Annotated in this window: 9 protein-coding genes; 3 read left to right on the top strand and 6 right to left on the bottom strand. The window is 54.6% G+C overall.

What is annotated here, in order from left to right:
• The first annotated feature begins 55 nt into the window (after window positions 1–55).
• The gene (locus ACP5D4_RS18155; protein ID WP_428013030.1) at window positions 56–469 is read left to right on the top strand and encodes an HAD family hydrolase; all 414 of its coding nucleotides are present in this window, start codon (window positions 56–58) and stop codon (window positions 467–469) included.
• 189 nt (window positions 470–658) lie between these two features.
• Here the strand turns inward: ACP5D4_RS18155 and ACP5D4_RS18150 are convergent, their stop codons facing one another.
• A complete protein-coding gene (locus ACP5D4_RS18150) occupies window positions 659–1,432 on the bottom strand; it encodes a DALR anticodon-binding domain-containing protein (protein WP_428013029.1) in 774 nt (257 codons plus the stop codon).
• 36 nt (window positions 1,433–1,468) lie between these two features.
• Between ACP5D4_RS18150 and ACP5D4_RS18145 the strand changes: the two genes are divergently transcribed.
• Window positions 1,469–2,935 carry a bifunctional orotidine-5'-phosphate decarboxylase/orotate phosphoribosyltransferase gene (locus ACP5D4_RS18145; RefSeq protein WP_428013028.1) on the top strand — a complete coding sequence of 489 codons (1,467 nt, stop codon included), beginning with the start codon at window positions 1,469–1,471 and terminating at the stop codon, window positions 2,933–2,935.
• A gap of 170 nt (window positions 2,936–3,105) precedes the next feature.
• Window positions 3,106–3,306 carry a hypothetical protein gene (locus tag ACP5D4_RS18140; protein ID WP_428013027.1) on the top strand — a complete coding sequence of 67 codons (201 nt, stop codon included), beginning with the start codon at window positions 3,106–3,108 and terminating at the stop codon, window positions 3,304–3,306.
• A 364-nt stretch (window positions 3,307–3,670) separates the two neighbouring features.
• On the opposite strand, the gene ACP5D4_RS18135 is transcribed toward ACP5D4_RS18140, so the two are convergent.
• From ACP5D4_RS18135 to ACP5D4_RS18115, 5 genes are all read right to left on the bottom strand, one after another.
• Window positions 3,671–5,410: an ABC transporter ATP-binding protein gene (locus ACP5D4_RS18135; RefSeq protein ID WP_428013026.1), complete on the bottom strand. Its 1,740-nt coding sequence runs from the start codon at window positions 5,408–5,410 to the stop codon at window positions 3,671–3,673.
• Between the two features lie 89 nt (window positions 5,411–5,499).
• On the bottom strand, window positions 5,500–9,162 hold the full coding sequence (locus tag ACP5D4_RS18130; RefSeq protein ID WP_428013025.1) for a response regulator: 3,663 nt from the start codon (window positions 9,160–9,162) through the stop codon (window positions 5,500–5,502).
• A 189-nt stretch (window positions 9,163–9,351) separates the two neighbouring features.
• Window positions 9,352–12,897 (bottom strand): GAF domain-containing protein, encoded by a 3,546-nt coding sequence (locus ACP5D4_RS18125; protein ID WP_428013024.1) that lies wholly within the window; start codon window positions 12,895–12,897, stop codon window positions 9,352–9,354.
• 184 nt (window positions 12,898–13,081) lie between these two features.
• On the bottom strand, window positions 13,082–13,630 hold the full coding sequence (locus tag ACP5D4_RS18120; RefSeq protein ID WP_428013023.1) for a chemotaxis protein CheW: 549 nt from the start codon (window positions 13,628–13,630) through the stop codon (window positions 13,082–13,084).
• Window positions 13,631–13,686: 56 nt separating this feature from the next.
• Window positions 13,687–14,052, bottom strand: coding sequence for a response regulator transcription factor (locus tag ACP5D4_RS18115; protein WP_428013022.1), 366 nt, complete (start codon window positions 14,050–14,052; stop codon window positions 13,687–13,689).
• Window positions 14,053–14,304 lie beyond the last annotated feature (252 nt).

Here is a 14,304-nt window from a genome sequence, read left to right as displayed (position 1 = left end):
AGGCTACGCTTCAATCGGAGATTAGAAACGTAGGATTCTCGCGGTTCAGGCTAAAATGGAGGCGATCGCAGTGGGGGATTTACGCAACCTAGAGACTGCACCGACGAAAGTGTTAGCCCTCAGTCGCGATACGACGGCGATCGAACTTCTACTGCATCAAATTCGCCAACGCTACACGCGACAACAACTCTACACCACCACCTCTGTGGCCACGTTTTTCGAGGCGGCGCATCCCCAGGTTAACAAAGGGGATGCAGTTCGCTATCTCGCGGAAGCCTGTTTGGGATTGCGTCCGGAAAACGTTATGGCAGTGGGCGATAATTGGAACGATTTGGAAATGTTGCAGTACGCTGGAATCGGTGTCGCCATGGGAGACGCGCCAGATGAGGTGAAAGCCGTTTCCGATTGGGTAGCCCCGACGGTTGAAGCGGATGGCGTCGCAGCGGCGATCGATCGGTTTTTAGCGTGATACAGCCTTGTCGCCGTAGCACAGGCTAGAAGCCTGTAAAACCTGAGAAAAAAACTGAGATCAGAAAGGGCACCGACGACTGGCCGTGTTTCGTCTCGGTGCCCTTACTGGTTCGCTCCTCACACACTAGGTAATATAGCTGACCTTCACGGGTTTGTCACCCCTTTTTCATAAAATTTCCAATTTTCCTCACATTTCCGCCACGGCTGAAACCCCCAAACCCGCTTCAAGCAGCCATTTCAACAAAATTCGCGTCACCGCCAGCAATCCCAGGCGAACTCGGGCGATCGCGCTCGGTTGTCCGATAATTCGACAATCGCGGTGAAATGTCTCGAAGGCGTCGGCGAGGCGATGGGCGAGTTTGAGAATTTGGCGATCGTCAAAGTCCTCTGTGGCGAGAATGTCGGCGGCGACAATACCACTGGCAATTAAACGATGTTCGCTGTCGCGATCGCAGCGGAATCGGCCGTTTGCATTGCACCAGGGAAGCGTATCGACGATGCGATCGCCCCCATCCAACTGCACCAATCCTTCCCGTTCCCCGAGACGCAGTAACGAACCGCAGCGATAGCAAGCATACTGCACCGAAAAGGGAACTTCGGCGGAAGTCGCAGCGGAAAGGGGGTTTTGGGGAACGTCCCAAAGTGGGCGATCGCTGGCGAGTTGCTGCAACCAATCCGCCAACGTAGAATCCGCGACGGTGACATCGAGAAATCCCGGCGGCGTCACGGAAATCTCGAATTCTGAGGTTTTCCAGTGGTTGGCGATGCAGTTGGCGAGGGCGAGACTGGGGAACTGTTGGACTTTGGCGAATTTCAACGCCACTGCCGATCGATAGCGGGGTGGAACGCCGTCGCGCCCAGGTTTTAAGGGAATTTCCGACAGCGGAACCTCGAACGGAAGCGCCTGTTGAAGTTGATGTTGCAGTCGATGGCCGAGACTGGGAAAATTTGGCGTTACCATCTTGGTAGCAAAGGAGGGGCCAGAGGCGAAATTGACATGGAAACGAGCTTTTTCGAGAAACTCAACAGCGCGATCGCCCGAAATCAGAGTTTACTGGTTGTCGGACTCGATCCCAACCCGGAAATGATGCCCGGAGGCGACGAATCGGGGGAACGTCTCGATTATCGGATGTCGGATTTGTGCGATTGGTTGACGGCGATCGTGGAAACGACGCGCGATCGCGTCTGCGCTTACAAACCCACCCTCGGCTTTTACCAAGCGTTGGGAATTCCCGGTTTGGAACTGCTGGCGACGGTGTTACAGGATATTCCCGAGGACATTCCGGTGATTCTCGACGCCAAACATAGCGATCTCAACACCGCCACGGCGTTCGCCAGAACCGTATTTGAAACCTGGAACGCAGACGCCGTGACGCTGAACCCCTACGCGGGACAAGACGAAGCGGCGCCGTTTTTGGTGTATCCGGACAAAGCGGTATTTGTTCTCTGTCGCACCTCGAACCCCACAGCGTCGCCGTTACAGGATTTTCCCTCGTTGCAGACGCCGTTTTACTTGCAGGTGGTGAAGGAAGCGCGACTGTGGGGACCGTTGGAACAGTTGGGGTTCGAGGTGGGAACCTCTCAACCGGAGGTGTTTCGCAACGTGAGAGCGATCGCCCCGGAACGGTTGCTGCTGGCGCGGAGTATTTGGTCCGAACCGCAACAACTCGAAGCCTTGTTGCGGGTGGGATTCGATCGCAATGGGGCGGGGTTGCTGCTTCCGGTTCCCCAGGATTGGTTGAAACGGGACGATTTACCGGAACAGTTGGAGGAACTCAACGGGGAGATCGATCGTATTCGTCAGGATATCGTCCAAGACGCCTCCGCCTGCGAACTCTGGACGCCCGCAGACGGCCAACTGGAGGCGGTTCGGGAGTTTCCCCACCGGGATTTAGTGCTGCAACTGTACGATCTCGAGTGTATTTTGTTTGGGGAGTACGTGCAGGCGTCGGGGGCGACGTTTCCTTATTACATCGATTTGCGGAAAATTATCTCTAACCCGCAACTGTTTCATCAGGTGTTGCACGCCTACGCCGAGATTTTGCAGAATTTGAGGTTCGATCGCATTGCGGGGCTTCCTTACGGGGCGCTTCCCACGGCGACGGGGCTATCGTTGCGATTGCACCATCCGATGATTTTTCCCCGAAAAGAGGTGAAAGCCCACGGTACTCGCCGCGCCATCGAGGGACATTTTCACCCTGGGGAAACGGTGGTTGTCATCGACGACATTTTAATTAGCGGCAACAGTGCCATTGAAGGGGCGCAAAAATTAGAGGCGGCGGGGTTAGTCGTTAACGATATTGTCGTCTTTATCGACCACGAGAAAGGGGTCAAAGATAGGCTCAAAGCCAAAGGCTATCGCGCCCATTCCGTCCTGACGATTTCAGAAATTGCCGAAACCCTGTATCGATCGAAACGAATTAGTCAACGTCAGTTTGAAGCTATCGCTCACCAAGACAGATAACAACTGGGGAAGAAATTGTGATTTCGATCGCAGGGAAACGGTAATGGAGATCCTCGTGAATATTGACGGGGATCGCATCCGATCCCCTATGTTTGTCACGGTATGCTGGAGAAGTTTGCGAGATACTAAAGATAGGAAAAAAAGAGTCCCAACTTTTCGAGGCTAAACCCATGTTTCCCCAAGTCCAACTTCTCCCCGGTGCAATTCCTGCCATCATGGCATCTGCCACAGAACGCGGTTGTCTCACCCTCACCGATCGTTATGGTTTGATGGCGGCGGCGTTAGACGAACATCTCGAAGAATCCGATCGACGCTGTATCGATCGACTCCTGAGAGCGGTTTCGCGCGGTCGCTTGCAGGTGGTGAAATAGTGTTGCGAGCCGATTGGCGCTCTGATTTGGCTCTGAATCGAACGTCTTTTAATTCAGTTCGTTGCCCGTCTGTTTAACAATTTAAAACCGTTTCGATTCTCTGAAATTAAAAGAGGCTTGGAAAATGCTATACTTTTTTTAAGGTGTGTTGCCGTCTGGTAACACGCCTTTATAATTTTCTAAATTTAGATGTATTTGTTTAAATATAGAGCGGCGATTGTCTTTACGAAATTTAACGTACTTTCAGAATCGCAGCCGTCCAAGGCGAACCCATTAATTTGGATTTTTAATTTTGATTTAAGAGTTGAGTGCGATCGATCCATAAGGATTCGCGACCTTAAAATAAGTCGGTTGCGTGGGTGGCTCAATCGAACTGTTGCGCGTAAAAGCGGGCGTAGCGTTCCCCCCGTTGCAACAGTTCCTCGTGGGTTCCCGATTCGACAATGTTTCCCCGTTCCACGACCAGGATACGATCGACCCGACGCACCGTCGCCAAACGGTGGGCGATGACGAACACAGTTCGATCGCGGGCGATGCGTTCTAAAGCGTCCTGTACCAGGGCTTCCGATTCAGAATCTAAAGCGGACGTGGCTTCGTCTAAAATCAAAATCTGCGGGTTCGACAACACCGCCCGAGCGATCGCCAACCGCTGACGCTGACCGCCAGACAAGTTGATACCCCGTTCTCCCAACATCGTATAGTAGCCGTCGGACAGTTGGCTGATAAAGTCGTGAGCGTTAGCCACTTTCGCCGCTTCGATAACGGCTTCTAACTCGAACGCCACTCGTCCGAAGGCGATGTTTTGTGCCACAGTTCCGGAAAACAACACAGTATCCTGGGGAACGATGCCAATTTGTCGTCGCAAACTCTTTAAGGTGACATCGCGGACGTTTACGCCGTCCACCAGGATTTTTCCCTGTTGCAGTTCGTAAAATCTGGGAATCAGATTGACGAGGGTCGATTTTCCCGCCCCGGACGATCCCACCAGGGCGATGGTTTCGCCGGGAGCAACGAGTAAGTTTAAATCTTTGAATACCCAGTGCGGCGATCGCGTCGCTTCGGTGGCGTAAGTAAAAGAGACGTTGCAGAATTCCACTTTTCCGGTGATGGGTGGAAGTGCGATCGCCTCGGGAGATTCCACCACCGACGGCTGAATCTCCTGTAATTCAAACACGCGATCGACGGAAGCTTCAGCTTGTTTGAATTCGTTATAGTTGCTGGTGACCAGAGAAATAGGGTCGATGAGCATAGCCACCCCAGCAATATAACTGACAAATCCCGCGCCCGTGAGGTTTCCTTGGGAAATCTGCCAACCGCCCAGAAAAAACAGCAACAACACGCTCATGGCTTCGAGAAATCCCACCACCACGAACTGCAAAGCTTTCACCCGTTCGGCGGTATATTTGGTGTTGCGGTTGCGTTCGGCTTCCTGGGAAAAGCGATCGATGGCGTAGTCTTCGGCGGCGAATCCCTGCACTAACCGCATTCCCGCAAACAGTTCCGTCAGCAGCGAAGCCAGGTTCGACACTTGCGCTTGACTGCGACGAGACACTTGCAACAGTCGGTTTCCGAACCAGCCGATTAACCCCGCCATAATCGGGGCAATAATAAAGGTGGCGAGGGTCAGTTGCCAGTTGAGCCAAATCATATAACCCAGCACGACGATGAGTTGTAAAAGGCTGGGGACGAATTGGTGGAAAATTTTGTTAACGACTTCGCCGATACGATCGATATCTTCGGTTAGGCGATAAGATAAATCGCCGGTTTTGGCGGTGGCGAAGTAGTCGAGACTGAGGCGTTGTAGGTGAGCGTAGGTTTGTTTTCGTAAGTCTAACGCCGTCGCCAGAGCCGCTTTCGCCATCAGCGCGTCTTGTCCGTACTGTACCGCTCCGCGCACGATAAAAATCAGCGCACTCCACCCCGCCAGTTGCGCGATGGCCTGTACGTTTCCGTCGCCGATATAATTGGCGATGCGTCCGGCCAGCCAGCCGAGAACCGGCCAAAATAAGGTAAATCCTAGAGTACAGGCGAGAGCTTGAGCGATCGTGCCTCGGTGGGGATGCAGGTAAGGGAGAAGTTGGCGGTAGCGCGATCGAAATTTCAAGTGAGGTTCGTCAAGACATCGCCTCGATTGTACACAAAAGGGAGCCGAGCCTTCCTCAAGCGCAGGCCGTCGCGGTTCAGCAATCCCCCTCAATCCGCCGCTGCTTCTCCTCCCACGATGTCCTCGAGCGAAGACAGCATTTCCGACTCCGAAAACGGCTTAGTCAGATAGGCCGTCGCGCCGAGTTCGCTGGCGATTTGGCGGTATTTGGGACTGCTGTGAGACGTCAGCATGACGATGGGAACTTGAGATAAGTTACTATCTTGACGACAGTAACTCAGAAACTCAAACCCGTTCATCCGAGGCATTTCGACATCGCACACCACCAAACGCACGTCGGGATGCTGTTGCAGTTGCTCGATCGCTTCCTGTCCGTCGCGAGCCTGTACCACCTCGTATCCGGCTTTAGCGAGAGTAGAAGTCAGGGTGTGGCGCAAATTAATCGAATCGTCCACCACCAGGAGCGTGGTCGGCGGCGTTTCGGGAACCTCGGAAACGGGGGCGGCTTGGGGGAGGCTGTTGGCGGGTTGTGGGGGAAGGGAACGCTCGGAACCGACGCCGAAAGACCGTCCCGGGGAGGTTCTTTCGACGAGCGCCGTCTGGTCGTTGCTTGCAAAGGCGCCCCCATCGACCACCAACGCCAAGCGACTGTCGCTGAGGATGCTACATCCGTAAACGTAAGGCGGCGGCGCGATCGCCCGTCCCAGGGGACGAATCACCAATTCTTGTTCCCCCAAAATGCGATCGACTTCCAACCCGAACTGTTTCACCCCCTGACGCAACAGCAAAATCGGGGCGCTGATATCCCGAGAAATAGACATTTTGGTGCGGCGCGGTTCCTCGGTGGGTTTCGCCAAAGACGAGCTATAGTGCATTAAGTCCGCCAACTGACGCACCGAAACCATGCTGCTGGTTTCCCCTTCCCCGTCTAGGTGCAATACTTTATGATTCTCGAAGTGTTTGACGCGATCGGGGGTGGGCATGAGGATTTTTTCGATCGAATCCAGCAACAGGGCGTAAGCCGACCCCCCAGCCTGCACCACCAACAGCTTCGCAATGGTCAGCGACAGGGGAATTTGCAACGCGAACACCGTTCCCCGTCCCGGTTGCGACTCCACGGCGATTTTCCCTTTCAAGCTCTGAATCTGCGATCGCACCACATCCAACCCCACGCCGCGACCCGAAATTTCACTGACGCGGTCGGCGGTGGAAAACCCCGGTTCGAACAACACTTCCAATCGATCGGTCGAAACGATCTGATTCGCCTCCGCCTCGCTTAAAAACTTCCCTTCAACGGCTTTGCGGCGAATCCAGTCCAGATTCAACCCCCGTCCGTCGTCTCGGACTTCGATGGTGGTTTGCACCCCTTGGTTGTAGGCGCGAATTTCGATGGTTCCGATTTCCGGTTTTCCCTGTTTGAGCCGTTCCTCCGACGATTCGATCCCGTGGTCGAAGGCGTTGCGCACCAAATGTAACAGGGGGTCGTAAAGCTTCTGAGCGATACTCTGTTCGACGAGCAAATCGCTTCCGCTGAGCTTGAGTTCGACCCGTTTGTTCTGCATTCTCGAAAGCTGTTGCACCATCAAGGGGAACCGTTGCAGGATTTCCCCAAGCGGTAACATTCGCACGTCCACTAAATCGTCTTGCATGACGGAGAGAAGTTGTTGTTGTTTTTCCATCAATTGAGCCAACTCGCGGCTATGGCCGTAAATATCCTCGGTGAGGGTTTCGAGGAGGGTCGCTTCCCCGACCGCCGTTTTTAAGAGTAAATGGAGGTCGGCGAAGCTGTCGAATCCCAATTCGTTCTCCTCCAACAGAGGCGACAACACCGACGGCGACAGGGACGGACGCCCTTGAAAGTTGTCCGCCGCGTGACCCAACAGCGACACCATGCGCTCGGACCATTCCAGCAGTTGACCCATGGTTTTTTGATGTTGGCTCAACTGCGATCGCATTTCCCCGGTTCGGTTTTGCAGTTGTTCTTCTTCGAGGGCTTGACGGTTGCGATCGACCAATAACTCCCCCAAACGGTGGTTTAGCCGTTCCAATCCTTTAATATCGACGCTGACGAGTTGTCGCGTTTCGGTTTTGGGGCGTTGGGGGGCGGCTTCTTCCGCTGGCGGCGGCGAGGGGTCTTCGTCGAGAAATTCCCCTTCGCTAACTTGTTCTTGCAAGGATTCCACGGGAGGCTTGGGGTTCGCCGCGATTCCCTTTTCCTCCTTCGTCGCCGCTAGGGAGGGTTCCTCGGTTTCTTCTGTCGGGGCGAAGGCTTCTTCTTTCTCGTCTATTTCCTCTAAGTCTTCCTCTTCGTCTTCCTCGTCGTCGGAACCCCAGACCTCTTCGAGTAAATCTTCGTCAGGATCGCGATCGAGCGGCGCGTCCAGTTTCGCCAAATGGGGTAATTCCAGCCAGTTGCGCTCGTGACGGCGGACGGGGGGAAGTCGGTTGTACTGCTGGCCGATGTGGTTGGAAATGCGGCGTAAAGCTTTAATTAAAAGGATATCGTCGTAAGTTTTCGGTTGTTGGGTATCGCTGGCGTACTGGAATTTAGCCACGGCGATGACCACGGAAAACAGCGTCCACTGACGATAGAGACAGAGACTCTCGCTATCGCTGTCTTCTGCAATAAACTCGAGAAAGCGATCGATCTGTTTTTTGATATTCGAGGCGGTACGAACCACCGTTGCTTTATGGTTGGCGCGTTTCGGGGGAAGTTTGGGAACGATTAACTCGAAACAGAAGTTCGCCAGAGGAATGGCGTTTTCCCGCGCGAACCACTTCGCAAAGGCGCGAATGGAATTGATAAAAAACCCTTGCAGAACCCCTTTAACGGGTTTTCCGTAGCGTTTGTTTTGGATAAACGCCCGAAACTGCTCGAGTTCGATGTCGAGGGCGGTTTCAGAGAGATCGCTTTCGACCCCAGAGCTTTCCGCGAAGGGGCTGTCCACCGTGGGCGACGCAGCGGCGGAACTCTCCTTGAGGAGGGCGTTCAGTTGGGTGGGAGCGCCCCCGGATTCGCGATCGCCGTTGAGGACTTGATGCTGTCCGTGACGGTAATCGGCCAGGGCGGCGCGTCCGATTTCGAGGATGCGATCGCCGTTTTCAGGATTGTCGAGGGCGGCGACGACGGTGTTGGCGATCTCTCCCCACCCCGGAAGCGAGAGGGATTCCCCCAATCCCGAGAACACCTCCGCACTCGATCGTAAAATTTCTTCAACGCTCTGAGGGTCTCCACTATCTAACGCCTCGGCGATTTCTTGGAGACGCTGTTTGACCCCCAACTCGAAAATCGACTGAGCGATATCGAATCCCAACTCGGCGGAAGTGGGAATATAATCCTGTTGTCCGAAGGCGTCCCCGAGTTTCTCTTTCATGCGGGCGAATACGTCCGCCGCGCGATCGAGCAGTGCGTCTTCATCGATCTCGGTTTCCGACAGTTCCGCCGTCAACCTGACCCGCAAACACTCGAACCCCTCAAACAGCAACCGTTCCAGTTCCCCATCGATGGCGATCGATTCGTCGTACAACGCCTTAAACGCATCTTCCATCGAATGGGCGATGGTTTTCAGACTGTCCAACCCCACGTTCGCCGCCGCCCCCTTCAGCGTGTGCGCCGCCCGCATCATACTATGGACGTTCTGAACGCGATTTCCCTCGTGAACCTTCAGCAAGCCATCCTCGACGGTTTGCAAGAGTTCGGGGGCTTCACTCAGGAAGTATACGTAACCTTGGTCTCGGATGGCTTTTTCCATTCTACTCTTGACTTTCGAGTAAATTTATGATAAAGGGAGCAGGGAGGGGGGGTGGAAGGGGGAACAGTCCCTAGGGTGGGTGACTTGAAAAAAAGGGTGTCAATCGCCAGACCGAAAAATCGTCACGCACCGACAATGTATGTTCCCCATCGCACCATCACCTCGTCACCCCATCTCCCCATCACATTATCAAGTCACCTTAAACCGTCCCGCACTGGCTTGTAGCTCTTGGGCGGTGGCCAGGGCTTCTTTAAAGCGATCGGAGATTTCGATCGAGTTTTCCGAAGTTTGGTTGGCGATCGACGCAATACCGCGCATCATCTCCGTCACCGACTGCGCCTGTTCCGTTTGCACCTGGGTTGCATCCGTAATCCCCTGTACCAACACACTGATTTGCGCCGTCGCCGCCACAATCTCATTGAGGGTCTGACGAGTTTCCCCCACAAGGTTCGTCCCTCGCGTCACCTGTTCCGACGCCATTTCCATCGCCAAAGTCACATCCTTCGTCTCATCTTGAATCTCCTGCACCAACTTCTCGATTTCCGTAGTGGCGTCGGCGGACTGACGGGCCAGCGATCGCACCTCATCGGCGACTACCGCGAACCCCCGTCCGTATTCCCCGGCCCGGGTAGCTTCAATCGCCGCATTGAGCGCCAGCAGGTTAGTTTGGGTGGCGAAGTTGTTAATCAAACTCACCACTTTGGCGATGTTTTGGGACGATGAGCTCAAGCGTTCGATACCCTTAGCCGCCGCCGCCACCGTCTTACGGATGTCTGCAATCCCTTCGACGGTGCGGTTCATGGCGTCGTCTCCCGCCTCCAGAGTTTGATTGGCTTGTCCGATCGCCGTTTCCACCTGTTGGGCGTTGTCGGCGGTGGTTTGGGTAAAGTTCACCACCTCCTGAATGCGATCGAGCGCCTTCGTAATCTCTTCAAACTGAGCGCGAGCCTGACTCGACAAAGCCATCAGCGACTCGTCACTACTCGAAGAGGTCAACACCACTTTTTCCGCCGCCGCTTGCACTTGAACGACGATTTTCCGCAAACTTTGCAGGGTGTTATTAAAAGAGTCCGCCAGGGTTCCCATTTCGTCTTCCGTCACCGGAACCCGCACTGTCAAATCTCCATCCAACGCCGGACGCACCGACATCAACAGTTCTAACGCCCGTTTTTGCAGTTGCTCTTTCGCGGCTTTATCCCGTTGTGCGGCGGCTTCGAGCTGTTTCGACTGTTCTTCAAGCTGGCGCAGGTATTCGCTTTGCTGAATCGCCACCCCCAGTTGAATCCCGATTTGCGCCAACAGGGTCACTTCGTTGTCTTCCCATTCCCGAGGACCGTCGTTTTGGTAGGCCGCCAGGAGTCCCCAGAGTTTCGCCCCTTGGAAAATGGGAACGATCGCGTAGGCGCGACATTGATACTGTTCGAGGATTTCCAGATAACAGGAGGTAAACCCGGCTTGGTAAATATCGGTGACGGCGAAGGATTCTTCGCGCTGGAACCGTCCCCCTTTCGTATCTTGAAGGTAGGTATCTTTCACCTCCAAGCGATCGACCCCCGAAGGGGTCAACGCCGCAGTTTCAGCGCGATCGATCTGACTTTCAATCAAGCCACCCATCCCCTCACAATCGCTGACGTTTTGCTGCAAACTCGTCACGTCCTGCTGTCGTTTCACCAGGGGAACCCAGCCCCCACCCACAGACTCAGCAATAAAGCGACCGCTCCAATCGGGATTGAAACGATACACGCACACCCGGTCTGTCTTCAGCAGTTGTCGGATTTCTGTAGTGGTGGTGTCGAAAATGCTTTCGAGGTCGAGAGATTGGCGGATTCTATCGATCGCTCGGGCCACAGCGCGATCGCGTTCCGCCGCCTTCGCCACCTTATCCGACTGACGCCGCAGTTCGTCCAGAGTTTCCGCCTGTTGCAACGCCACCCCCAATTGGTCGGCGATGCGAACCAGCAAATCCACCTCTACCTCTTCCCAATCCCGAGGACCGTCGTTTTGATAGGCCGCCAAAATTCCCCAGAGTTTTTCCCCCTGGAAAATAGGAACCAGCGTATAAGCTCGCGCCTCGAACTCTTCCAGCAGTTCCACGTGACAGGGGTCATGTCCCGCCTCGTAAATATCGCTGACGGCGTAAGTTTCCCGGTAAGCGTAGCGTCCCCCCTGGTTTTCTTCGAGGTAAGTATCTTTCCACACCCGCTCCACTTCCGGACCGACGAGTTTCACCCAACCGGGGGTCACAGATTCCGCCACAAACTGACCGCTAAAGTCCGGATTGAACTGATACACCGCCACGCGATCGCATTCCAGGAGCAACCGCACTTCTTTGGTGGTGACGTTGAAAATACTTTCGATATCCAGAGATTGACGGATGCGATCGATCGCCCTGGCCACCGTTCGATCGCGCTCAGCCGCTTTCGCCACCTTATCCGACTGCAACCGCAAACGTTCCACCGTCTCCGCCTGTAACAACGCCACCCCCAATTGGTCGGCGATGCGTTGCAGCAAATCCACTTCCGTCGGTTGCCAATTTCGCGGACCGTCGTTTTGGTAAGCTGCCAAAATCCCCCAAAGTTTCTCTCCTTGGAAAATCGGAACCAGCGTATAGGCGCGACATTCAAACTGTTCGAGCAGTTCCACGTGACAGGGATCGTGTCCCTCTTCATAAATATCGCTGACAGCGTAACTCTCGTGATTGGCGTAGCGTCCGCCTTTGTTTTCTTCGAGATAAGTATCTTTCCAAACCGGTTGAACGTCGGGGCCCACCAGTTTCACCCAACCGGAGGTGACGGATTCCGCCACGAAACTTCCGCTAAAATCCGGGTTGAATTTATAGACCGCCACCCGATCGCACTCCAGGAGCAACCGCACTTCTTTCGTCGTCGTGCGGAAAATCGTATCGATATCGAGGGATTGGCGAATGCGTTCGATGACACGAGAAACACTTCGATCGCGGTCTTGCACCTTCTCAAAGGAGTCTCGCAGCGTATCGAGAACATCAGACACCGCGCGATCGCTCTCCTGTTGCTTTTGGTGGTGTTCGGACTTGTCGAACTCCTGCAACATCACCATCAGTTCGCTGGACACCTGCTTAATGACTGCGATTTCCCGTTCCGACCAACTGTAGGGTCGATCGCACTGACTGGCGGAGAGAACCCCCCACAGCCGCTTCCCAATTTTCAAGGGAACGTTGAGACTGGCTTGAGTTTGATAGCGTCCCAGGAGTTGGCGTTGGTGAGGGGTTAAGTTCGTGCGTTCGGCGTCGGGGATGGAGATAAAGGGATGGCTGAGATATTCGTCGAGGTCGTCGAATCCAAAGGCGGCTACATGCAGTCGATCGCCCAATGCTGGCGTCCATCCCCGTCCTACGGATTCCGCCACCACCACCCCGCTGGCGCTGCGACCGTCGGCGGTGGTGGCTGGAAGCGTCATTCCGTTGGCGGTTCCGTTTCCGTTGGGGATATATAACGGAACCTGTCCGTCCGCCGCAGCGAGGCTTCCATCGAAGCTAGAGGGAAGAAACGCATCGATTCCTCGGGACATCAGGCGGTAGACTACGACGCGATCGCACTCGAAAATCTGCCGCAATTGAGTTACGGCGGCTAAAAGGGTTTCGTCGAGGGATTCAGTTTGGTGCAGTCGGGTCGTCACGGACGCCACTTGCTGGCGAATGGCTTTAAGCTGTTGTTCGAGCGGAGTCGACTCGCTACGCAGGGCATCTGAACGGGTCATACGATTACCTCGATCTCGGTTTCGGTTTGGGTCTAGAGGGAGGTGGGGACGTGATGAGATGAGGAGGTGATGAGATGGGGAGATGGGGAGATGGGAAGATGGGGAGAAACTGTCAACTCTGCCGTGTCAATTGTTTTCTCTCGATCGGGCCATCATCCCCTCATCTCCTCATCCCATCATCCCCTCAACCCGATTTCCCCTGAAGGACGTGCAAAACTTCAGCGATATCGACAACGATGACGATATCGCCCTTGGGGTCGATGAAAAAGCCTTGGAGATAAGGCATTACGCTAGGGGGAAAGAGTTGGGAATCCGGCGCCTGTTGGTGCGCCAGGTTGTAGGTTTCCAGGTCGAGAACCTGGGGGACGACGAAGCCGATGGTACTGTCTTCCCATTCCACGACGATGGCGATCGCCGTATCGGGAGATTGAGGTTGACCGGGTTCCCGGTTGCGGCGGGGAACTTGGGGGGCGTACCCCAGGAGTTCCCCGAGATCGACGACCCACAGCATTTCCCCCCGCCAGTTGTAGACTCCCATGATGCAGGAGCGCATCTGAGGGACGGGAAGGATTTCCGGAACGCGGACGGTGACGATTTCTGCGACGCAATCGACCCTAATGAGGGCGCGATCGCGATCGCCGAGACCGAACTGGAGAAACTTACGGGTCTCGGGGGTCGCTTCTACCAGGGCGGGGGACGGTTCGGGCTGTATCGGCGAGGGTGCAGCAGACATACTCTCAAACAAGCTGGAACGAGCGGAGTCAACAGAAGAAAACTGCTGTGAGGGAGTTAAGCGGCGATCAGCTTGCGAACGGTTTGCATCAAGAGGGTTTCGTCGACGGGTTTGGTGAGATAAGCGTCGGCGCCTAACATATTGCCCCAAGTTTTATCCACATCTGTATTTTTGCTCGAGCAAATAATGACGGGGATACTTTTCGTTTTGGGATCGGTTTTGAGTTCTCGACACAGCTCGAAGCCGCTTTGCCCGGGTAAAATCACGTCGAGGACGATGAGATCGGGCGTTTTGCTGTTGAGTTTTTCTAAGGCTTCTTCTCCTGTTTCAGCGTTGATGACGCTTAAGCCGTTTTGTTTGAGGTATCGGTTAATCGCTTCGCGATCGGTCATGCCGTCTTCAACGACTAAAATTGTACTCATCTAGATAAACCCGATCTGTTGGTGAATGACGACAGCGCGAGTCGGGAGGAAACCGATATCGCGCGAGATTAAGGGGTACGGTCGATCGAGCCAGCGATCGACTTCATGTCTAAGTTAGCAAAAAACGGCTTGTCCACACGAGGGGATGAGGGGATAAAGGGATGAGGGGATGATGAGAGAAGACCCTTGACAGTGGAGAATTGACAGTTTCTCCCCATCTCCCCATCTCCCCATCTCCCCATCTCCCTCACG

Origin of the sequence: Baaleninema sp. (assembly GCF_049974805.1) — a bacterium.
GTDB lineage: Bacteria > Cyanobacteriota > Cyanobacteriia > Cyanobacteriales > Geitlerinemataceae > Baaleninema.
Note: the sequence above shows the minus strand (reverse complement) of the source record. Positions and strands in the feature narration are given on the sequence as shown.